This window comes from Saprospiraceae bacterium (assembly GCA_016709995.1).
Taxonomy (GTDB): Bacteria; Bacteroidota; Bacteroidia; order Chitinophagales; family Saprospiraceae; genus JADJLQ01.
Genome location: JADJLQ010000002.1, coordinates 419,552 through 442,542, shown reverse-complemented (window position 1 = coordinate 442,542; position 22,991 = coordinate 419,552). Strand labels below are relative to the sequence as shown.

General features: G+C 39.6%; 19 protein-coding genes and 2 pseudogenes. 11 read left to right on the top strand and 10 right to left on the bottom strand.

Going from position 1 to position 22,991, the window contains the following annotated elements; genetic code table 11:
• The first annotated feature begins 20 nt into the window (after positions 1–20).
• From IPJ09_16295 to IPJ09_16280, 4 genes are all read left to right on the top strand, one after another.
• Positions 21–440 carry a response regulator gene (locus tag IPJ09_16295; protein MBK7372965.1) on the top strand — a complete coding sequence of 140 codons (420 nt, stop codon included), beginning with the start codon at positions 21–23 and terminating at the stop codon, positions 438–440.
• A gap of 66 nt (positions 441–506) precedes the next feature.
• Complete coding sequence (locus IPJ09_16290; protein ID MBK7372964.1) at positions 507–1,577, top strand: response regulator; 1,071 nt, start codon at positions 507–509, stop codon at positions 1,575–1,577.
• Entirely contained in the window at positions 1,574–2,323 is a 750-nt protein-coding gene (locus IPJ09_16285) for a response regulator transcription factor (protein ID MBK7372963.1), read from the top strand. Before IPJ09_16290 ends, IPJ09_16285 begins: the two co-directional genes overlap by 4 nt.
• Positions 2,324–2,441: 118 nt before the next feature.
• On the top strand, positions 2,442–2,624 hold the full coding sequence (locus IPJ09_16280) for a PQQ-binding-like beta-propeller repeat protein (protein MBK7372962.1): 183 nt from the start codon (positions 2,442–2,444) through the stop codon (positions 2,622–2,624).
• A 166-nt stretch (positions 2,625–2,790) separates the two neighbouring features.
• Here IPJ09_16280 and IPJ09_16275 read toward each other — a convergent pair whose 3' ends face one another.
• The 7 genes and pseudogenes from IPJ09_16275 to IPJ09_16245 all read right to left on the bottom strand — a co-directional run bounded on the left by IPJ09_16275 (position 2,791) and on the right by IPJ09_16245 (position 11,887).
• Positions 2,791–2,994, bottom strand: a complete 204-nt coding sequence (locus IPJ09_16275) for a toxin-antitoxin system HicB family antitoxin (protein MBK7372961.1) — start codon at positions 2,992–2,994, stop codon at positions 2,791–2,793.
• A 151-nt stretch (positions 2,995–3,145) separates the two neighbouring features.
• Positions 3,146–3,475, bottom strand: coding sequence for a type II toxin-antitoxin system HicB family antitoxin (locus IPJ09_16270; GenBank protein MBK7372960.1), 330 nt, complete (start codon positions 3,473–3,475; stop codon positions 3,146–3,148).
• A gap of 398 nt (positions 3,476–3,873) precedes the next feature.
• Positions 3,874–4,691: pseudogene (locus IPJ09_16265) on the bottom strand (SGNH/GDSL hydrolase family protein).
• On the bottom strand, positions 4,648–7,380 hold the full coding sequence (locus IPJ09_16260; GenBank protein ID MBK7372959.1) for a bifunctional YncE family protein/alkaline phosphatase family protein: 2,733 nt from the start codon (positions 7,378–7,380) through the stop codon (positions 4,648–4,650). The pseudogene IPJ09_16265 and the gene IPJ09_16260 overlap by 44 nt, the downstream one beginning before the upstream one ends.
• A gap of 54 nt (positions 7,381–7,434) precedes the next feature.
• Positions 7,435–8,931, bottom strand: a complete 1,497-nt coding sequence (locus IPJ09_16255; GenBank protein MBK7372958.1) for an MFS transporter — start codon at positions 8,929–8,931, stop codon at positions 7,435–7,437.
• A 237-nt stretch (positions 8,932–9,168) separates the two neighbouring features.
• On the bottom strand, positions 9,169–10,710 hold the full coding sequence (locus tag IPJ09_16250; protein ID MBK7372957.1) for a choice-of-anchor I family protein: 1,542 nt from the start codon (positions 10,708–10,710) through the stop codon (positions 9,169–9,171).
• A gap of 274 nt (positions 10,711–10,984) precedes the next feature.
• On the bottom strand, positions 10,985–11,887 hold the full coding sequence (locus IPJ09_16245; protein MBK7372956.1) for a DUF1080 domain-containing protein: 903 nt from the start codon (positions 11,885–11,887) through the stop codon (positions 10,985–10,987).
• A 91-nt stretch (positions 11,888–11,978) separates the two neighbouring features.
• On the opposite strand from IPJ09_16245, the gene IPJ09_16240 reads away from it, so the two are divergent.
• The 3 genes from IPJ09_16240 (at position 11,979) to IPJ09_16230 (ending at position 15,434) form a co-directional block, all read left to right on the top strand.
• A complete protein-coding gene (locus tag IPJ09_16240) occupies positions 11,979–13,580 on the top strand; it encodes a sulfatase (protein ID MBK7372955.1) in 1,602 nt (533 codons plus the stop codon).
• A 302-nt stretch (positions 13,581–13,882) separates the two neighbouring features.
• A complete protein-coding gene (locus IPJ09_16235) occupies positions 13,883–15,058 on the top strand; it encodes a hypothetical protein (protein ID MBK7372954.1) in 1,176 nt (391 codons plus the stop codon).
• Between the two features lie 19 nt (positions 15,059–15,077).
• Positions 15,078–15,434, top strand: a complete 357-nt coding sequence (locus IPJ09_16230) for a hypothetical protein (protein MBK7372953.1) — start codon at positions 15,078–15,080, stop codon at positions 15,432–15,434.
• A gap of 312 nt (positions 15,435–15,746) precedes the next feature.
• Here IPJ09_16230 and IPJ09_16225 read toward each other — a convergent pair.
• Positions 15,747–17,272: pseudogene (locus tag IPJ09_16225) on the bottom strand (IS1634 family transposase).
• Positions 17,273–17,280: 8 nt separating this feature from the next.
• On the opposite strand from IPJ09_16225, the gene IPJ09_16220 reads away from it, so the two are divergent.
• The 4 genes from IPJ09_16220 to IPJ09_16205 all read left to right on the top strand — a co-directional run bounded on the left by IPJ09_16220 (position 17,281) and on the right by IPJ09_16205 (position 20,340).
• Complete coding sequence (locus tag IPJ09_16220; protein MBK7372952.1) at positions 17,281–17,550, top strand: hypothetical protein; 270 nt, start codon at positions 17,281–17,283, stop codon at positions 17,548–17,550.
• A 609-nt stretch (positions 17,551–18,159) separates the two neighbouring features.
• Positions 18,160–18,579, top strand: a complete 420-nt coding sequence (locus IPJ09_16215; GenBank protein ID MBK7372951.1) for a tetratricopeptide repeat protein — start codon at positions 18,160–18,162, stop codon at positions 18,577–18,579.
• 496 nt (positions 18,580–19,075) lie between these two features.
• The gene (locus IPJ09_16210; protein MBK7372950.1) at positions 19,076–19,294 is read left to right on the top strand and encodes a hypothetical protein; all 219 of its coding nucleotides are present in this window, start codon (positions 19,076–19,078) and stop codon (positions 19,292–19,294) included.
• A gap of 362 nt (positions 19,295–19,656) precedes the next feature.
• The gene (locus IPJ09_16205) at positions 19,657–20,340 is read left to right on the top strand and encodes a hypothetical protein (protein MBK7372949.1); all 684 of its coding nucleotides are present in this window, start codon (positions 19,657–19,659) and stop codon (positions 20,338–20,340) included.
• 42 nt (positions 20,341–20,382) lie between these two features.
• On the opposite strand, the gene IPJ09_16200 is transcribed toward IPJ09_16205, so the two are convergent.
• Together IPJ09_16200 and IPJ09_16195 are read right to left on the bottom strand one after the other, a co-directional pair.
• Complete coding sequence (locus tag IPJ09_16200) at positions 20,383–21,528, bottom strand: adenylate/guanylate cyclase domain-containing protein (GenBank protein ID MBK7372948.1); 1,146 nt, start codon at positions 21,526–21,528, stop codon at positions 20,383–20,385.
• A 707-nt stretch (positions 21,529–22,235) separates the two neighbouring features.
• Positions 22,236–22,985 (bottom strand): ATP-binding cassette domain-containing protein, encoded by a 750-nt coding sequence (locus IPJ09_16195; protein MBK7372947.1) that lies wholly within the window; start codon positions 22,983–22,985, stop codon positions 22,236–22,238.
• Positions 22,986–22,991 lie beyond the last annotated feature (6 nt).

Here is a 22,991-nt window from a genome sequence, read left to right as displayed (position 1 = left end):
ATTTATAATAATATTTCAATATGAGCAAAATACTGGTGGTAGATGACGAAGAAGATCAGGAAGATCTGATCATTCAACGTTTTGTAAACAAGGATTTATTTCAGGATTATGAATTTATTTTTGCTCGTAATGGATTAGAGGCATTACAAAAAATCAAGAAATACCCTGAAATTGAGATCTTGATGATAGATATTAATATGCCGAAGATGGATGGTTTTACCTTAATGAAAAAGTCAAAGGCAATCAACCCGATTTTGTGTTTCATTTTGATTTCTGCTTATGATGATGAGGCTAATATTAAGTCGGGTTATGAACATGGGGCTTTTGAATTTGTCAATAAACCTATTGATTTTTTATTATTAGAAGATGCGCTTAGAAGAATTATGCTGCATGTAGAAGATTTAAGACAATCAATCAAAGCTAAGAAGGGTATAGAATGATTTTAGGTATTGCTGCTTGATTTAGTGTTAATTTTATTTTGCAAAAAATAACAAAGTTATAGATACATGGGAAAAATATTGGTTGTAGATGATGAAGAAGATCAGGAAGAACTCATTATGCAACGATTTGCGACCAAAGATTATTTACAGGGTTACCAATTTCTATTTGCCACCGATGGCCTAAAAGGTCTGGCAATGGTCAAAATACATCCTGACATTGATTTGGCTTTGTTGGATATCAATATGCCGGGCATGGATGGTTTGACTTTGTTGGAGGAAATCAAATCAATCAATCCTTTGATCCAGGTCATAATGCTGTCAGCTTATGGTGATATGTCGAACATAAGAAAGGCTATGAATCATGGTGCCTTTGACTTTCTTAATAAACCGATCGATGTACATGATTTGAATGCAACCATTAAGAAGACAATCAGCGAGGTTGAAAGATTGAAAGAGAATGCCAAAATCATTCATGAAAACCTGATATTAAATCAAAAAACGACTGAACTGGAGATGCATGCTTTGCGTGCTCAGATGAATCCCCATTTTATCTTCAATGCATTGAGTTCTATTAATAATTTTATCCTTAAAAATGAAAAATCCTTTGCATCAGAATATTTAATAAAGTTTTCTAAATTAATACGATTGATTCTGGAGAACTCCAAGCAACCATTAATCAGCCTTGGCCTCGAATTGGATGCTTTGAAGTTATACACCGATATTGAAAAACTGCGATTTGAGCAACAATTCGATTATGAACTATTCGTTGATCCTGAAGTAGATACCACTTCTATCAAAGTACCTCCACTTATTTTGCAACCCTTTGTAGAAAATGCCATTCATCATGGACTCATGCCGAAACAAGATAAAGGGTCATTGCAAATCTTTATCCGGGAATCCGGCAGTCAATTAAAGATCAGTATTGTCGATAATGGCGTAGGCCGGTCCTACTCAAATGCTGCTAAAAAATCATCAGACCATAAAAAAAGATCAATGGGTATCTCATTGTCTACTGATCGACTCTCTTTGCTTAGTCTCAAAGATGAAGCAGGCAAGATTGAGATTTTGGACCTTGTTCAATCCAATGGTGTCAACGGTGGCACCGAAGTCATTATCACCATTCCAATTTACCTATGATACGGACTATACTTATCGATGACGAGAAAGACAGTTTATCAGCATTGAGTCATGTGTTGACCGAAATGTGTCCGGAGGTGTCAGTGGTCGATAGTTGCCAAATTCCTGCACTCGGTATAGAATCCATTCTTAAGCATAAGCCTGATCTGGTATTTCTCGATGTTGAAATGCCCAAGATCAATGGATTCGAATTATTGGAAGAAGTCAAACACCAGGCGCCGGCTATCATTTTCACCACGGCTTATTCGCATTACGCAATTAGAGCCATTAAATACAGCGCCATTGATTATCTCGTCAAGCCTGTAGATCCCGTGGAGTTGATAGAAGCCATAGCCCGATACAAAATTCAGAAAACAAGGGCAAGTGGAGCAGAACAAATCCAGTTTTTATTGGACAAGCTTTCTGAAAAAGAAAATACGCTCAAAAAATTAGCCATACCCAATATGGAAGGCTTCAAACTGGTGGATATAGAAGAAATCATGTATTGTGCTGCGGATGATAATTATACCGATATTCATCTTAAAAATAAAACTAAGATCACAGCGAGCCGGACGCTTAAAGATATTCAAAACTTATTATCGGATTATCAATTTTTCTTTCGAATACACCATTCCTATTTAATCAACCTTCGGGAAGTAAATCAATACATTCGCGGTGAAGGTGGTTACGTAATCATGAATGATGGTGCACAACTTAATGTATCTCGTAGTAAAAAGGAGACATTGATAAGATATCTGATTCCGTAGGTTTTAATAGTTAATTACAATAACCTATATTAAGCTTTTTATCAGGGTTCACATAGGTATTGAATATGGAATAATTTATGAGCTTGGAGCGAACAACTTCTGCCTGGCGACAATGCTTATGGATCTGTCAAGGCACTCGATCCATTGGATGGCTATCAAATGGGAATTTAAGTTGCAATCTCCACCCTGGTCTGGGCTTTTATCTACTGCAGGCGGACTTGTATTTGGAGGGTCTGTCGAAGGCAATTTTTATGCTTTGGATGCTGACACCGGGCAATCCAAATGGCCGTTTCAGACCTGAGGACAAATGGTATCAAATCCGATGTCTTACAGCCTGGATGGACAGCAACAGATAGTTATTGCTGCGGGTAATAGTTTGATTGTGTTTGGGTTGAAGTAGGAGGCTTTATTTTTGGGTTTAAAAATGTCGTGGGCAACTTAGATTTCTAGTCGCAAATTGACTTCTTTTACAATTGTTTTTCAATAGCATCCTCTACAAATTGATTTAAAGTCATTCCTGCGAGAATAGCTTTGGCGAAAGCTTTTGAATGCAACTCCGGTTTAATCCTTACATTAAATGTCCCTTTAAATGATTTGTAAGGCGACTTTTTTAAAGAAAGACATAATTCGATATAATCCTCGACGGCTTCCTTAAATGATTTTGGTATCAAATCCGATGTCTTACAGCCTGGATGGACAGCAACAGATAGTTATTGCTGCGGGTAATAGTTTGATTGTGTTTGGGTTGAAGTAGGAGGCTTTATTTTTTGGGTTTAAAAATGTCGTGGGCAACTTAGATTTCTAGTCGCAAATTGACTTCTTCTACAATTGTTTTTCAATAGCATCCTCTACAAATTGATTTAAAGTCATTCCTGCGAGAATAGCTTTGGCGAAAGCTTTTGAATGCAACTCCGGTTTAATCCTTACATTAAATGTCCCTTTAAATGATTTGTAAGGCGACTTTTTTAAAGAAAGACATAATTCGATATAATCCTCGACGGCTTCCTTAAATGATTTTTTCAATTCCTTTACATTGCTTCCTTCAAAAGTGACCAAATCGCTTACTCCTTCCAATTTGCCATAGAATACTTCATCCGGAGTGGAAAAATGGATGGACCCTATAAAATCTTTGTATTGAAGTATATCTGTCATATCAAATTTTGATTTTTAAGTTCGGAAATAATATAATTTTTAATATAAAATTTAATTTCGTTTTGAGGATGAGGCTTGTGAATTCTTATGATATGCGTGGAGACTTCATGTACATAAGCTTTTCTGGAGCCAGCCGTTTTGCCTAAAGTTTTTTCAATATACCCTAAGTGAAACAAAATTGATTCCAGCTCATGAAATGTAAGTACTGCACCTGGGTTTAATAATTTTAGAATTAACTTTTCCTTTCGACTCACCAGGCAAAAGTAGTGAGTATTTGGATAAGTTGCAACTAATGATTAGTTGCAACTTATCCCTGCCTGTTTTTGGATCTACAATATCATATTAAAGGTCGATTTATAGCCGAGATCTTCAACACTTGGGATCCCATTTATGGTTTACTATTTCAACATCTTTCCCAATGCTTTGGCTATCAACTCATACCCCCGATCCGAAGGATGCAGACCATCATAAGTCATATCGATGGCATCTATGGGGTACGGATATTCGTCGGTGGTTGGATCAAAAGGAATATCAATAAATGAAGGATACCTAAAGTTTTTATACAGCCCTGTCGCAGGATCTTTTAATCTCTTATACTTAACGAGCTTATCTAACCGGAGTGATTTTTTATAAAATAAGTCTACTACTTTGAAATGTTCGTAAGTGCCTATCGAGTTTATGGCATCTGCCACTTGCGACAATGATTGACCCTTTTTTTGTTTATAAGATCCGTATGCATTGTTTTTAAAATTATTGATATAAACAAAATCGACTCGTTGCATCGGGGTGATCAAAATAATCCTGGCATCGGGATTGAGGTGGCGCAATTTGTTGATAATAATTCTGAAGGAACCATAGATGGTCGTATTGCCGGTGTTGTTTTGATAATCGCTCCATTGACCCACCGGCCGGCCGGCCCACCAATCATTGGTACCCAAAAAACAGAATAGACATCTGCCCTGACCAATCCAAGCTCCTCAATTTTATCGGCGATACCGCCGGAGGTCCATCCATTGTGCCCCTGGTTGATGTATTCTATATCTGGTATTTTTTCAACTACCCGGGTCATATATCCTTTGGTGATTCTATTGCCAGCTTCATCCGGATGTTCGTTTAAATAAGTAATGGAGTCACCGATAGCTATCCAAAGTGTTTTTGGGGGAACGAAGGAACTACCACAAAGGATTATTAGTAATAGGAAGAAGAATTTTTTCATTTATCAAACTCTTTTTGATTTCATCTGCATCATCCATGTCCGGGCCTTGCTGTATTTTTCGCCAATCTATTTCCCGATGATATTTTTTCATAGCCTTACTTACATCAAATATTCTCGGATCATTCATCTCTAAATCATACGAAGAGTAATCAGGTGTATTGGTAAAAAAATCCTGCAACAGAGCAGCAGAAGCATCATATTGATTGACATAGGGTATACCCAATATATTGTAGATCACCTTTAAGATCGACCCAAAATTGGCATGGGTGTGACTAACATAACCCTGTTTGACAAAAGGTCCTGCCATCATGAGAATGCTGCGATGCGCATCGATATGATCAACGCCTCCCTGGGGATCATCTTCTGTAATGATGACCAGCATGTTTTTCCAATATTTAGTGCGCGATAGAAAATGCAGAATCCTGCCTAATGCCAGATCATTGTCAGCCACAAACGAACTTTGATATGGATAGCCATCTTCAGGCCGTGGTCCTGCCGTATGATCATTGGGAACCTGCATAGTGATCAGTGCTGGCATTTCCTCCTGACCATCGAGCCACATTTTGGTAAACTCAGATTCAAATTGATTCATCCTAAATTGATCCGGAATATTGGTATTGTACCCGGCATAATTGTGACTGGTACGGGCAAAAAGTGCTTTTTGAATAGGCACCATCACACCATGCGCTGCCCCGGTAGCAGTATCCATCCATTGTTCACGAACATGTGCAGTCTCATTGGCTTCGCCAAAATTGTAAAAAGAAATTTTGTTGCGCTCCAGGGCTTCCCACAATCCACCGATCTCAGCATAATCTTCGGGATCCATGCTTCCTGTAGAACCTGGAAATCTCCTGCCTGGTGCAGATGAAAATATTTTAGCTGTCTTGCTTACACTGGAGTTAGTCTCTACCCATTCATTAGGGATCACCCCCATCATCCAATGGTGACCGTGTATAGAGGCATCACTATCACAATAAAAGTTATCGCTAAATGCAAATTTTTGAGCTATTTTATGATGATTAGGAGATACCTTCATCCCTATAAACTTTGGCCTTAAAGAATCCTGCAACGTGTATTCACAGTTTACACCAAACCTGGCCAGGGTACTATCTCCTTTACCACCTAGTAGCTGACCTAACACTTCATCATAGGTTCTATTTTCTTTCGTGATGTACACGATGTGTTTGATTGGAGACCTATTTACTGCTGGTAAGGGTGGTAGTGGATTGGTTTTATCATCGGTGATTTCGTGGGATAAAAATGTATTGGCCAATGTTTGTTGAGTATAGGCGCTTAATGTTGCCGGATCAGGCATCTTAATTTTATGAAAACTACCCAGTTGGATATCTCCAATATAAGTGCCTTGAGGTGGGCTCACGAACTTATCACCTCCATTTGGTCCGGCACCATATCCTCTGCAAGAAATCGCATAGAGCTCAGTTTCATCTTTAGACAACTGTACACGTGTCGGACCCCAACCTGTAGGTATCAGTCCTTTCGTGACTTTCGTTTTTACATCGATGACTGCGATAGCATTGAACCCCAACAAAGCGACATACAATGTCTGCTCATCGCTGCTGAGTGTGATACCAAATGGCAGCAGTCCCCTCAATTTATCTAAACGAGGATCTACCTGGATAGGAATGTGGTTTACGATCTTATGATTCCTGAAGTCTATGACAGATATATTATCATTGGTAGCATTGGTCACATAAGCATATTGAGTACCTACGGCAATAGAGTTAGGACTGGCTCCTCCCACGACCTCAGCATCTTCGACCATATGGCCTATTTGGTGACCTGTTTTGTATTTATCGACGACCTTATTGGTAGCAAGATCTATCGTAAAGACACTCATGGCTTCTGGCGATAATGGATCGCCCACACCGGGTATTATTCTGTTTTCGATGATAGTTCCCTCTATAGATTCTTTGGTATTGTCTCCATATGGATGTGCAGAGATCAACATGGAATCATAGTTTTCTTTAGTAATGCCTTCTATGAGTGGATATGCATACATTCCTACATTGGCTACAAAAGCCATATTCCCATCGGGACTCACTGCAAGCCCAAAAGGCTGACGACCGGTAGGTATGGAGGAGGTGATTGTTTTTTTTTCGAGGTCATACCTGACCAGCCTAAAATTGGCCCGATCCAAAATCAACAATTCATTGCCATGCAATATCAGGTCAGATGTAAAACTATCTTCATAGTCCACTCCGTCGACGATACCGTCCAATGAAATAGAATCGAGGCGTGCCTGGGCTTCAATATCATATTTGATCACAGCCCCGTTATCTCCACCACTAAGATAGACTGTCTTAGAGTCATGGGCAAATGCTACACCTAAAAATGATCCTTTTGAAAAGGGAGAGCTAATCTTTTTATCATAGCTGGGTATTCTGATGTGATCCATGGATAACAGATCTAATATGGTCAGCACCCCATTGTGTAGTGTCACTGCCTTCTTGCCATCAGGAGAAACAGCCATGCCAAAAGGATCATGCGTGATGCGAATGCCTGAGCCTGCGGGGGTAACATATCTGCCACTGGGCAATACTGAAATTCCACTTTGGTCAATGCGACAAAAAACATCTTTTCCTGGTACTTCCATCACAGTCACCCGGGAAGTAGTAGGCTGGCATGAAAACAAAAAAGCTAAAATGATAAAACAAAAATATTTACTCATTTTGAAATATTGAAGCATGAAGAATTACCGATACACAACACGGTCGTTCTCAGGTTATTGATTGGTGACCAGCACTTGTTCATTATAAGCTGCCACATCCTCTTTTATTCCAAAACATGCTACCGCCGCCAACAGAAGGCAGGCACCACATAAAAACAAGGCATTGCGTGGATCATCCCCCAGAAAAGTTTTGTAAAAGAAAGGCACAGTCAACATCCCGATAAACTGAGGCACACAAATAAATCCATTGATCAATCCCATGTACACGCCCATGCGCGCAGGTGAGACGGCATCAGCGATCATGAGATAAGGAATGGCTACAATCGAACCCCAGGCAAAACCCATTAAGGTCATACCGGTCAAATAGATCCATTTGCTATCACTCAATATTAAAATAAAAAAACCGATGGCTCCCACAGTAAGAAATATAGCATGGGTCATGCGTCGACTTCCTAGTTTTTTTACAATCGTCGGAATAAAAATAGAAATCACAAAACAGGACACACTGAACATCGCAAAACAAAGATTGCCCCAGTTTTTACCGGCTTCAAATCCAACCGGGTTGGCCTCCGGGCTGGCTGCATTAAAAGCATATTTGGCAGCAGCAAGAGATAAAAATTGCCACATCAAAGGCAGACCGTACCAGGTGAATAGTTTGACCCACCAGATTTGTTTCATCACTTGTGGCATATCAGCCAAGGAAGCAAGAATTTCTTTGAATACCGGTAAGCGGAACAGCCCGTAGAGGAAAACAAAAATACCGGGCCCCCAGAGCAAAGCACTAGTCACTCCTCCCAACCTCAAGGCAAATAATGAACCCATCAAAGCAAATCCTATGCTCAAAGCAAGCCCCCAAATCCCTATCTGTTTAATTTCTTTTGGAGTGTAGACCACTTTTTGTTTATACGATTCATCCTTGGGCGGATATTCTTTGGTCGTATACATTGTCCACAGCACGGTAAGGATGATGGCCGCCGCCCCTATATAAAAAGGATATCTCACCGAGAGTGGGATGCAATTGGGCACATCTGCATAAAGTGCAAGAGATATGCCCAATAAGGGTAAAATAAAAGGCATCAAATTAGAGATCGTCTGTGCAAATCCAATCATAAAGGACTGCAAAGCATATCCTACAGGGCGCTGCTTGGTGTTGAGCATATCTCCGACAAATGCACGAAAAGGCTCCATCGAACTATTAAGTCCGGCATCCAATAACCACATGAGACAAGCCGCCATAAAGACTGTTTTGGCATTAGGCATCATCACCATTGCGATACTACCCGCAATAGCTCCAAATAAAATATAAGGCATGCGTCTACCCCATCTTGGTGACCAACTTTTGTCAGAGAGGGCACCAATTATAGGCTGGAGAAACAATCCGGTCAAAGGTCCAGCCAGCCACAACCCCGGAATATTGCTTTCTTCAGCTCCCAGGTACCGGTAGATCGGGCTCATATTGGCTTGCTGCAATCCAAATCCGTATTGGATCCCCAGAAAACCAAAACTCATATAGAGTATACGCTTAAAAGATAGGTCAGGCTTTTGATTCATATTCATTCAGTTAATCAATGCCGAATGTAAGAATTTTTTGGGGTGCGTAGTACTGAAGTAGGGAGATCTTCAAAATGGAGGTGACTTGAGAACGATATAGAAAATTTTTAGCAGCATGACGGCATAAAAAAGCTGAGCAATGACAGTAGCTCAGCTTTTGAGAAAAAAATGTTTAAAATTACTACTTAGAGCATATTCAGAAATGTCAACTGGAAGTAATCCTTGATATTTTTTTGTTTATAGTCCGGCAGAAAAGATATTAACCACGCCTTCTGTCTCACAACTCACTATAAGTAGATTTTGGCCGGAGGGACTTTCTGCAGCTGGAACAAATACAATGCCTTCCGGACCTTCTCCAGTACGCAATATTTGCAAGAAAACCGGATTGATGGGATTGGATATGTCATAAATGGCTACTGCATTGGCTCGTTCCAACCCAACAAACAATAAATTGGTGCTACCGATTTTTCCAATAACTACTGTTTCTGGTTCTGTACCTTTATCATCACTCCTGTTTTCAGGATACACGCCGAGGGTTACAGCCCTGTTTTCAAGATCATTACGACTATCAAATACGCGATCCCCAGTGCGTCCGTTCCATATAGTAAATGATCTTCCTCCATGAGTATAGATCTGATCAAAATCACCATCATGATCTATGTCACCCAGAGCAGTGCTCACATTCAACCGTCCTAAAATGGCATTGGGCTTGAGTGCAGCTCCCTGTGGCAGCGAATTTGGATCTACTTTATAGTTTGAACTTCCATACCGAAGATTTTCTTCATAAGTAGAATATTCTCTGGCGTCTCCTTCGTTGGCTGTGAATATCAGTGGATTTCCGTTATAATCCAATACTGCAATTCCATCAGGTTCATACATCCCCTTCACAGGATAATTTGCGAAAAGAGCTCCCCCATTCTGATCACTTGGATCAATAGTGTTGGCAGCGAGTTGATAGTTTTTAAATCCTAATGGAAAGATGTCCGTTATGGTCTTAGATTGAATATTGATTTGGGCTACCGCGTTATTTTCCTGTAAGGTGACCCATGCTGTTTTTGAATTGGCAGATACGGCTATATACTCAGGCTCTATGTCCTGGGCGAAACTAGCATTGGGTCCAAATATTTTCATGCCCTTGGCCTCCAGCAAATATCGTTTGTTTTTAAAATTGTCGAAATTAAGTGTGGTGACTGCATAATCGTTGGCTACTTCGATGATAGATACTGTGCCAAGAGGATCGATCGAATAGTCTAAGTTGGGCTCTCCTTCGTTAGCACTTAAGATGTAATGGCCATCCGGAGAAAATGTGACCATATCAGGCAAAGCACCTACTGTCACTTCTTTGATGACAGTATGGTCGGCAGTATTGAATATCACCACTTTGCCATCACTTACTTTATCCATGGACTCGATGCCCGCTGCTATTGTCCCATTACTTACTGCTACGCTATTGACCAGGCCACCAAAAGGTGCCACTGCGATACTGGCCATAAGGACTGGCATGGATGGGTTGGATAGATCGAGTACATCGATCCTATTATTATTATTATTATTATTTGTGTTATTCACTACAAACAATTTATTTGTAGCGGGATCAAAAGCACTGATTTCTGCAGCGCCTGTAGGACCTAAGTCAATAGAACTCAGCGAACTAAAAGACGGTATACCCGACCTTGATTCTAGCTGACTGTTTTCTTCACTGCCTGGTGCAAAAACTTCGTACTGAGAACAAGCACTGACAAAAATTAAAAAAGTAATAAGTGTAATTAATTTACGCATGATTTTATGGTTTAGATTAAATGCGAATTAACTAAACCAATGTTGCGTGAATGTTACTTAAAGATTAATTTAATATTAATGACCTGTACCTTGATAGATTTTATTTTAAAAAGAGGTTCTAAATAGTCTGTTCGGAACTTAGTATAAATGGAGCTATTGTAAATTTTCAATAACCAGTTTTAGTTTATTTTGTACCGATTGGGCCAATGCTCCCAAATTTTCATTTTTTACAGCAATCATGGATGCAATTGGGTCTACTGCAGAAACTTCAATATCACCGTTTTTTGTTCTTTCCTTTCATTTTTCTCAACACCTTTTTAGAATACCTGCATTGTTGATTGTCTGGATGGACATAATAATTTTTATAATTCAATGCCATCGGATCCATACATCCTTCCAGGTTGAGCAACTCGACTTTTCGAAATTCAGTTGGATGACTCTCACTTTGGAGAGAGATAGATCCTCCGGAGATAAGCTGGCCATCGGGTTTAAATTTTGGGTCAAAGCCACTGACCACACCACCTCCAAATTGCGGCTTTTGATACGATAAGACCAACTCCCCATTGACATAATGCTGAATCAAAGAGTCTCCCAGTACCCTCACCTCAGCTCTGACCCACTGATCACCATCAAAGGTTTTGGAAGTGGAGTTGATGCAATGCTCCTTTCTGAGTTCTCCATTCATCTCGATATACGTGCCGGGTGTACATACATTGGAGGTAGTGCGCACAGTGCCGTCACTCCTGCCTCCTAACAATTGCACTTCAACAGAGACAGGAAAATCCTGGTCCTTGCCCATGGACTGAGCTGTCTGTCCATGTACCATAATCCCATTGTTGCGAAACGCCCAATCCGGCCCCCCTTTTGCCTGCTCACCGACAAAGCGGTATTCCACCGCGACCACATAGTAGGAATAGTTTTTATTGTAAAAAATATGACCAAACTTTTCATCATAAGCACTGTAACCATCATAGGATATAACCAACTTACCGTCCACCACTCTAAAGGTATTGGCAAAATTATCATTCAAATTATAACCCCTGATTTTTACATCCCACCCGGTGAGGTCTTTGCCATTAAAAAGCTGTTGCCATTCCGAAGCAGGTACCTGGGGCAATTGAGCAATGGAATAGGTAAGGCTGAAAGCAGTAATGGCTAAAATCAAAAGATATTTCATAATAAATTTATTCAGTGAATGAGTCTGTAATAAAAATCGGTTATATTATTGAAATCATTTTCCATAATTTGTGGAAATCAAATATACTCGAATGTTTAAGCATTTATTTACCATTGTTGTTTTACCTATTATAGCTACTTTATGTTCTTGTAAACAGGAAAAACAATCACAAGGTAGGCCCAATATATTATTTGCCATTGCTGACGATGCTTCCTGGAAGCACTTTGGGGCTTATGGTTGTGATTGGGTCAAGACTCCAGGATTTGACCGGATCGCCAAAGAAGGAATATTGTGTATGAATGCTTACACCCCCAATGCCAAATGTGCTCCTTCCAGAGCATGCATACTCACAGGTCGCAATAGTTGGCAATTAGAAGAAGCAGCTAACCACTCTCCTTATTTTCCGGAAAAATTTAAAACGTATGTGGAAGCCTTGCACGACCATGGTTATTGGGTGGGAAGTGTAGCCAAAGGATGGGCCCCCGGTGAGCCAGGCAAGATAAACGGCAAGCAACGGGAGCTTACGGGACGCAAATTTGATGCCTTTACCACCTCGCCTCCTACTGAAAAGATTTCAAAAAATGATTATTCAAAAAACTTTGAAGCCTTTTTAGAGGCCCGACCAAAGGATCAACCATTTTGTTTTTGGTATGGGAGTACAGAACCTCACCGTGACTATGAATTTAACTCAGGAAGAGAAAAGGGTAAAAAACAGGCTCAGGATATTGATGAAGTTCCACCCTTTTGGCCTGATACAGATACCATAAGGTCAGATATGCTGGACTATGCATTTGAAATCGAATACTTTGATTACCACCTACAGAAAATGCTTTTAAAATTGGAAGAAATCGGCCAATTAAATAATACCATCGTCATAGTCACCGCGGATAATGGGATGCCTTTTCCGAGAATAAAGGGCCAGGTCTATGAATATTCCAACCATTTGCCGCTGGCCATCATGTGGCCCCAAGGCATAAAAAATCCCGGGCGCAAGGTGTACGATTTTGTAAACTTTATTGATTTCGCTCCTACTTTTTTGGAATTGAGTGGATTAAATGCGCCACTGGCTGGCATGCAGCCTATGACCGGCAAAAGCCTTACAGATATATTTTTCTCAGAGAAGGAAGGTAAAGTGACCGACGACCGTGATTTTGTATTGGTCGGGAAAGAGCGTCATGATGTGGGCAGACCCAATGATCAAGGTTACCCCATACGAGGTATTGTAAGGGGAGAATACCTCTACTTACAAAATTTTAAACCCGATAGATGGCCTGCAGGTAATCCTGAAACGGGGTATCTTAACTGTGATGGCAGTCCCACAAAATCCTTCATTTTAAATACCCGACGCAAAAATAGAATAATGAAATATTGGCAATTGAATTTTGGAAAAAGAGGAGCTGAAGAACTGTATAATATCAAAGAAGATCCTTACTGCATGATCAATCTGGCATCAGAGGAGCATCATACAGATCTTAAATTAAAGATGGTTAAAGAAATGACCGATAGACTTATCGCACAGGCAGACCCTAGAATACTTGGTCAGGGAGATATATTCGACCAATATGAATATGCCGGAGCAGTGAAAAATTTTTACAGTCGATATAAGCAGGGAGAAAAAATACCTACGCCCTGGGTGAATGATGCTGATTTTGAAAGGGAGGATATGGATCCGGATGATGCGAAGAAAAAATAAAGTTTGCTCATCTGACTTTTGTGATCTGCAGACTTAAAAGATGGCGCTCAACAAAAACCGGAAGGAGATCTACAAGAGCAACATGAAGCTGAAGTGAATCGTTGAAAAGGGCATGGAAGTAAACTATTAATCATTAAGCCTGGCTCAGCTTATAGGTGGCGGACTCACGATGGATTCCAGCACCTTAACCGGCATTTATTGATTATTTCTAAAATAAATAGAATGGTTCGTACTTTCTATTAGATTGAACTTATATTTGAATTTCAATATGGACACCACATAAAGTATGATAAAGGTTTGCTATGAATAAGTTTGTAACTGCTACTTTTATCTTCGTCCTCATCGCGTCACTCAGCCTGATCCGCTGCAAAACGACCGGCAAAAACATACTTCCTCTTACAAAATCTTGGGAAAAAGCGATACCACAACAGGAAATACCACAAGGCCTAACCTCCTTGAGTGCCAAATATTGTGCCACCTGTCATTTGAAGCACTACCAGGAGTGGTTGTTATCCACGCACGCGCACGCATGGTCTGATCTCCAGTTCCAATCCGAACTAAAAAAAGAGTCTAGTCCCTTTATGTGTATCAACTGCCATATACCTTTGCAAAACCAGCAAGAGTATATCATCCAGGGGCTTATAGATGGCGATATCTACAAACCGGTGAAGACCATCAATGATCACTTTGATAAAAGCCTTCAATCAGAAGGGATCACCTGTGCCAGTTGTCATGTAAGAGATGGCGCCATCATAGGTCCTCATGGATCTGATAAAGCCCCACACAAAACCATAAAGGACACCATCTTCCTATCTGAGCAATTGTGTATTGGTTGTCACAATGCCTCTGCGGTCCTGACCCCCACCCTGGCATGCACCTTTGAGACAGGGGATGAATGGAAAGCCGGACCTTACTGGGGTAAAAGGAATTGTATATCCTGCCATATGGATACTACGCATCGTGAGATCGCGCCTGGCTATGGGTCAAAACTCAATCATCAGCATTATTTTGCAGGATCCGGTATCCCCAAGTTTGATAGCATCGAAAGTAAAATTAAAAATGGGCTGGCTATTTACCCTGCCACGCTTAAGCCAGCATATATGGCAGGAGATACAATCCGGTTTGTACTTAAAGTAAAAAATGAATTTGCCGGACATAGAGTGCCTACCGGTGATCCTGAGCGATTTTTTAATATCACTTTTACCCTTAAAAATGAATCCGACACCGTCAGATCCACTCAGACTGATCGTATCGGCGAAAGATGGGAATGGTACCCTGAAGCCAAAAAAATAGACGATAATAATTTATTCCCAAATGAAGAAAGGTCCTTTTATTTCACTTTCAAACCTACAGAGAAAGAAAAGCTAAAATTATCAGTGATCGTGTCCAAACACAGATTAAATCAAGAATCTGCAGATTACAATAAACTAGGCAAAAACTATCCACTATCTATTACTATTTTTGAAAAGAATTTTTGACAGTGGTTAGATAGTCATTATGCCCCGGTATTTTACTTTTGGAGCATCGTGCGCAATGAGACCAACATTGGTAAAAATTGACAACACTGCTGTTACGCCTTCAGCAGCACTGTCTTCCTTTCCCTATACTCCCGATGCATCTATGGCGGCTTTGAAGTATTTCTATTATACTTTGGGTGATAAATTATTTAAAGAGTACGGTTTGGTGGATGCTTTTAATCTGAGCGAAAATTGGTTTGCCAGTTCTTTTTTGGCAATAGATCAGGGACCGATTATTATCATGATTGAAGATTACCGTTCGGGGATGATTTGGGATTATACCATGAAAAATACTGATATCCGGGCGGGTTTAACCAAATTGGGATTTAGTTATTAAAGAATATACTTTTCCATCAGCAAAGTGGTCAGACAAAGGCCATCATCGCTTTTCCTTTCCCATAATTTCCATCGTGAACAACTCGTGACCGGTATATGGTTTAAGAATAATCAGCAGATCTGTGTATAGGTACACCCAAGATAATAGAATGCTATTACCGGACAATAAGGAATCATTTAAAAAAAATGAGTAATTTAATTTCCGGTGCGGTTTCCCTTTAGTGAATGAGTCTTTCGGAAAAAGTATTGTTGAATCCAGAGAGAAACGCTCGCGTTTTCCGCAATGGGACACCCTGGCGTCTGTGGACAAGTTTTATGCATAATTTGATTCAACAATGCTCGACAATTCCTTTTGAAGGGGATCCATTTTTAAGGTAATCAATTTGTTTTTTTTAGATTCTGGAAGGCTTATTTCCAATTGATACATAGTATGAGTTAGCTCCGCCGCTTGTACTATAGATATTGACGAATGATTCTTATTTAAGATTCTTTCAAGTTCTTTATAAATAGAGTATGCGGCAAATGAGAGGCAAATATGGGCTTCTATCCTTCTTTTTAATCGGTGATATATGGGTCTTATTCTTAAGTCTGTTTTAGACATCCTAAATGCTTTTTCTATATGCCAAAGATTCTTGTATTGCTCAAGTATTATCGAAGGACTAATGGTCGTATTTGTGATATAACCTTTTAGCCCGTCCCATTGTTTATCAGCATTATACTTATCATAATCTATCTCAATATCTACTTTGCCTTTCATTCGTAAGTATTTGTTGTAGCCTTTATTGTTAATGTTCTGCTTGGTAAGTTTTCCAGATTTTACTTGTTTTTCTAAACGAGACAGGCCTCGTTTCCGGTTGTGTTCGTCCTTTTTGGCCTTTTTTTCAGAATACGATATTATAAGCCTATTGCCGTCCATTTTGTGAATTATCCTGGTTTCACCATCATTCAACTTTAAGGAAAGAATTTCGTTTTTGATAATGTTTTTTTCAGACTTAGCTCTTGCTCCTATAATATAACTATACCCAAGACCTGCTAACGTATCAATATTTGCTTTAGTTAATAGGCCAGCGTCGGCTACAATGATTGGTTTCGCCAAATTGAATTTTTTTGTCAACTTGTCAATAACTGGGATCAATGTATCTCCTTCGAATATTTTTCCTTCGAAAAGATCATAGCCGATAGGATAGCCACCTAGGCCTACTAATAAACCAAGATATATCTGAGGTAAGTGATGTTTGCCATCCTTAGAGAATCCGCTCATTCGAAAATCATCTTCTTCATTAGACTCAAAATACAGAGTCGTCATGTCATAAAATACTATACCTATCTCTCCTTCGAGAGTCTTTAAAGTGTGTTGATATGAAATCTGCTCAACTTGTTCTTTTAATGTATCATTTAACTTGTCTAGAAATCGATATACCTGATCAAGACCAATGGTTACTCCTTGATATCGGTAGATGTATTCTATTGTTTTTAGCTTGCTCAGTGGAAAAGCTAAACGGGCTATAACCAATTGCCGGAATAAGTCTTCTTTGATAGCATTGTAGCCGATGGCGTCGTATATTTTTCCAAAAATTAACTCAGGCCCTATAGTCCTAATTTGCATGTTTTCTATAGTGTCCAGGTAATTTTCAAGCTGTACATCCTGTTCAGAATTGAATAAACTTGATTGTCCAACCATACTGATTACATCAAGCTCGGCTTTCTGGACTAAATTCTTTATTTGATCTTCTCGGTCAGAACTGCCAACAGTCTTTTCAACTTTATATCGCCCCCAACCTTAGATATAATCTGAACACTGATACTACCAGATTTATTCTTCTTTTGTCTAATGAACACCCCTAAAAATAAGCCCGGACACCCGTTTCTCAAAAACAATAACTGATTATCAATTACTTATCTCAAAAAAATGCTCTAGTGCGGAAAACAGGAAAGAGTACGGTTTGGTGGATGCTTTTAATCTGAGCGAAAATTGGTTTGCCAGTTCTTTTTTGGCAATAGATCAGGGACCGATTATTATCATGATTGAAGATTACCGTTCGGGGATGATTTGGGATTATACCATGAAAAATACTGATATCCGGGCGGGTTTAACCAAATTGGGATTTAGTTATTAAAGAATATACTTTTCCATCAGCAAAGTGGTCAGACAAAGGCCATCATCGCTTTTCCTTTCCCATAATTTCCATCGTGAACAACTCGTGACCGGTATATGGTTTAAGAATAATCAGCAGATCTGTGTATAGGTACACCCAAGATAATAGAATGCTATTACCGGACAATAAGGAATCATTTAAAAAAAAATGAGTAATTTAATTTCCGGTGCGGTTTCCCTTTAGTGAATGAGTCTTTCGGAAAAAGTATTGTTGAATCCAGAGAGAAACGCTTTTCGAAATGGCAATAATAAATTGCAAGACCGCATCTGCGCATTGGCAAACCCCATCCGGCCTTTACTCTGGTGTTTCGTATCCTAGTGAAGCAATCAATCTTTTGCAATCCCGGGTAAAGCTACTTTTACTACCATTCGTATTACCAACCCATCAATGCGATTTGTTTTTGTTCCTCTGCTTATCATTACCCACACGAATCGAGGAACCATCACCACCCAATCCATGGGCCGGTGATCTTCCATTACTTCAATTAGATTCAATGAATGAATATTTTAAAAAGTATGTATCCATTGGCGTATTGTCCTTCCTTTGCAATTTTGTTTTAGTCAGAACCTGATGCTAATCGATAGTTTATCCCATCGTCTGGATCAAATCAATCAGGATACGGATCGAGTGTTAACCCTGACCTTATTATCTTATGAATTAAGAAATACCAATCCGTATACCTCCATGTTATATGGCTATGAGACATTACAGCTTGCTCAAAAAATTCATTTTAAACAGGGAGAAGCGCGGGCATTATATACAATAGCTTCCACTTATAGAATCCAGGGCGAAATATCTAAATCAATGGAGAATATTTTGAATTCGTTGAAAATTATCCGGGACGGCCACTTCTCCAACGAAATATCCAGAGGTCTCAATCTGCTTGGAATCATGAATCCAGAGTTAAAAAATTATGATAAAGCATCGGATTATTTATACGAAGCACTGGCCATCGCAGGAATAGCTACGCATCAGGACTATGACATATAAAGTTACATCCTTGAACTATCCAATATTGGTGTGCATTACAAATTGTATAATAATCCGGGCAAAAACCTGGATTCTGCCAGATACTATCCTGGGTTAGCCTATGACAAGATGATATCTTCCGGACTATACAATCCTTCTCTTTCAAGTCATATGGGGGATTTAAAATTTCAGATCAGGTGATCTTTCAAAAGCATTTCAATTTTCTAATCAGGCGATTTTATTGGAACTTCAAAACAAAGATCACCATGTAGTATCTTATTGTGCTAATACCAGGTCGGGATTACATAAAGCATTGGGACAAACCGACTCAGCGATTTATTATGCAAAACCGGGACTTGAACAGTGAGAGTCTATAAATATTAAGGATGGAATCTTGATGAATTGCAATATGCTGGCCGGATTGTATGCATCATCAAATCCGAAGCAAGCACAGTAATATACTCAAAAAGCTTATGCCGTCAATAATGAATTATATGGTCCTGATAAAATCCAGGCTATGCAAAAATCCATTGCAAATGACCAGGAGCGTTATCGTCAATTGGAAGCAAACCGGATAGCCGGCGAAAACAAAATAAAACATTATAGCTTGTTGTCCGGCCTGGGTGTATTTGTTTTAATTGCATTTATGCTCTATACCAATAACCGGCAAAAACAAAAGCTAACATCATGCTCGAGAGCCAGAAAAATGAAATACAATATACTCTATCTCAATTAAAGTCTACACAAGCACAGCTCATTCAATTCGAAAAACTCGCTTCTCTTGGGGGGAGCTCACTGAAGGCATCGCTCATGAAATTCAAAACCCGTAAACTTCGTCAATAATTTTTCTGATGTGAGCTCGAAGTTAATTGATGCAATGAATGAAGAAATAGTAAAAAGCAATGAGCAACACAGGGGAAGTCGAAACGAAATATTGAATGAATCCATCAGTACCCTGCCCTATTCCGAAGTGGCCCATTTATAGACACCTTAAGGAAAAGCAACCTGGGAGATCATTGAAAAATATATTAAGGAGACCAGACATGCAAGCAAATATTGTAACTTTAGTCCTAACCAATAATTAAAAAACACAGCAATATGAAAAACCTCTTCCTTTTCTTATGTTTTTTTCTGTTTATGGGCCAAGCTTGTAAGACTGCTTATGTCCCCAACACTGTCAATGTTCCCTTATTTGATGATTCTGGTCAATTACGGGTCAGTGGCGATTCTCAAGGCAATATTCAATTTGCAGCGAGTTTAAACAGACGATTTGGCGTCATGGCAAATGCTATGTTTAGAAAAGATGGGGAGTCGACTGATGCTGTTTATGGTAAAGGGAGTTTCTTTGAGGTCGGGCTTGGCGGGTTTAACTATGGTAGTGGAATGTTGCGTTGGGAAGCATATGTGGGCGGTGGAGTAGGGACCACCAAGACTTTTGACAATGGCAAAAAATTTGAAGCGCAGGGAGCCAGATTTTTTTTTCAACCCAGCATAGGTATTCATCATGATATATTTGAACTGGCATTTACACCACGACTCGTCGCAGGAAAATATAAAAAACCGGAAACTACTTATAGCCTTTCAGAACTGACTAGTAATAAGCTACTGGATATTGAAAAACCTACGTGGATATTTGCTGAACCTGCTCTCACGGCCAGGATAGGTTATAAATGGGTCAAATTGCAAATTCAAATTGGAAAATCGTTTAAACTCACAGACAAACCCCTGGCATACGATGAAAACTTTAATAGTGTAGGGCTGATCTTTGATTTTGGCAGATAGTGATCATCTTTTCACGATAGTGGAGGCAGCACCCTACTGCTATTACAAACTGGCTGAAGAATATTTGCGGCTTTTTTTCCGATAGAATATTCGCGATGAATCTGAAATGATCTCATCATCTACGGGACGCAATGGTCTGTTCACTCCCTGCTCACGGTAAATAAAATCAATGGATCGTAATTCTCCGGAAAGTTCTTCTTCTAATAGGTGTAAATCTTCCGGATCAAGGTCGTGTATCTTGATTGGTAGAAACCGTGAGGTAGAACTGTCACCAGACAATTTAATGTTTCGGCCTAATCGATCAGTGCTTGATTCAGTCTTAAATTGCAGGAATTCTTCTTTCCAGACAGCAGAATTGGTGTCACAGTAGGTCTGTGAAATAATGGGAATAAAAATCAGCGCTTTGACAGCATGTTCGATGGGCCCGGTGGAAGTTGATAAATCTGTCCTGAAATCATCCTGACTCCGGTCAAAGTGAATAGAAAGTCTGTCTTTGAGCGTTGCTTCAAGTTCTTGCTTTAACTTTTCAACCATTTCTGTGACCCAGCCACCCCCTGTTCCTGTTTTGGTCCCGGAAGGAATATATTTATTGTCGTTAGCCCGATAACTTATATATAAATCATATTCAAAGTCAGGAAGGATAGCGGAATTGGCTTTTTTATTGTGAGAGCCCGGTTGCAATTGGCTTTGCTCTTCGCTTAAGACTTCGTATATATTTACGGGTTCTCTCACGTTTTTTAGTATCTCCTGTTTCAAATAACGGGACACAATGCCTTGCTTATTGACAATATTGTGATGTACTGATTCGGAAACCCATATAGATCCGGGTGTAGATAAAGCCTGAAGCCTGGAGGCGATGTTTACGACATCTCCAAAAACATCCTGGTCTTCAAACACAACTTCCCCATGGTGAATACCGATACGCAATAAAAATTCGTTGGTTTTATTACACACTTCCTGAATTTTAATCGCCGCGTATACCGAATCTGTCACCGAATTGAAGCTAGCCATTACTCCATCACCCAGTTCTTTGATCCATGTACCCCCAAATTCTTCGATCACTGGTCTTTGAATCTCCCTGTTGCGTTGAAGGAGTTGAAATGCTTTTTTTTCATCATTACCCATCAATGCAGTATAACCAACGATGTCAGTAAACATGATAGCTGCAAGTCGACGGATCTGAGACATAGAGATAAGTTTATAAAAATTGTTGGTTTAATTAAAATCTTCGGAAAGATTTGTCGACCCAAAATAGTAAAATATGATGAATAACTGTCGACAGGGATATTTTCAAACTATCAAACGTTAAATTATTAGCATTCAACGGCTATTCATGTCTTTACAGCTGCAGGAGATTCTTGATATAGTTAATATATTATACATCTTTTAAACCCGTATCAGAAAGTACTAAGACTTGGATTCTTGATAGATTCTTTTATTTAAATTAGGCATTCTGGTCATATTAAAATACAAGATTGTCCGACCTTAATAAATTAACACATTTGATATAGTTTTGTGCTAAGTTTGGTCATTGAGTTTGGACAGATGAATATGCAAATTACAGTGAATACTGTCTAAGCCAAAACAAATAATAATACTTCAGAAGAAAAGACCCTAATAATAACTAACTGTCCTTACAGAATCATAATTCATCCATTTCTTGCAAGTTCGCTTAATCCGCCACAAAGGCCATTTTTTAGTCTTGGTCTTGGTAGGAATAATTTTTACATTGCTATTTCCTGAGAGTTTACATTCCAGATTTACAAAAAAAAGTATACCGATAGCAGACCAGAATGAAAGGAGCAGAAGGACACTAGCTACCCGAATGCCTTTCTTTCCAAACATGCCCGCATAAGATACATTAATGACTTTTCCCTGAAGAACAGCATCAAATATCATGCAAACCATCCATAAATATCCTGCAGCATAAGATTTGCTTTTGATCCTTTATCGATATCACATACGATCTTTCCCTCCTGGAATTGGATCAACCGATCCCCGTATTGTAAAGCATCTTTTAAATTGTGCGTGATCAGGATCGTGGTGATGCCCATATCCTGATTTAATTTTTCTGCCAGTCGCATGACGACCAGGGCAGACTTGGGATCCAGCGCCGCGGTGGGTTCGTCTAACAGCAAGATATCTGTATCGTCCATGACACTCATGAGTAAGGTCAGCGCCTGGCGCTGGCCACCTGATAGGCTGCCCATAGCTTGACTGATCTTGTTTTCGAGTCCCATACCCAAACTACTGATTTTCTCCTGGACCCGCTTTCGGAATGCCGCATTCGTGCCAATCGTCACGTTTTTGCGCTGAGTTCGCAACGCTGCCAGCCTAAAATTGTCCAGGATAGTCAGGTCAGGGGCAGTACCATTGGTAGGATTTTGAAATACGCGTGCGACCCACTTGCTGCGTTTGTATTCAGGAAGCGCCGTCACCTCTGTATCCTTTATACTGATAGACCCTTCAGTAGGCAATTCAGAACCTTCTATGATATTCATCAGGGTAGTCTTGCCACTGCCGTTAGCACCAATGATGACGACAAACTCGCCCTGATGTATATCCAGGGAGATGTCATCCAATGCAATGACTTCATTTATTTTTCCCTGATTAAAAATCTTGCTAATGTGTCGTAGCGAAATCATAACTTT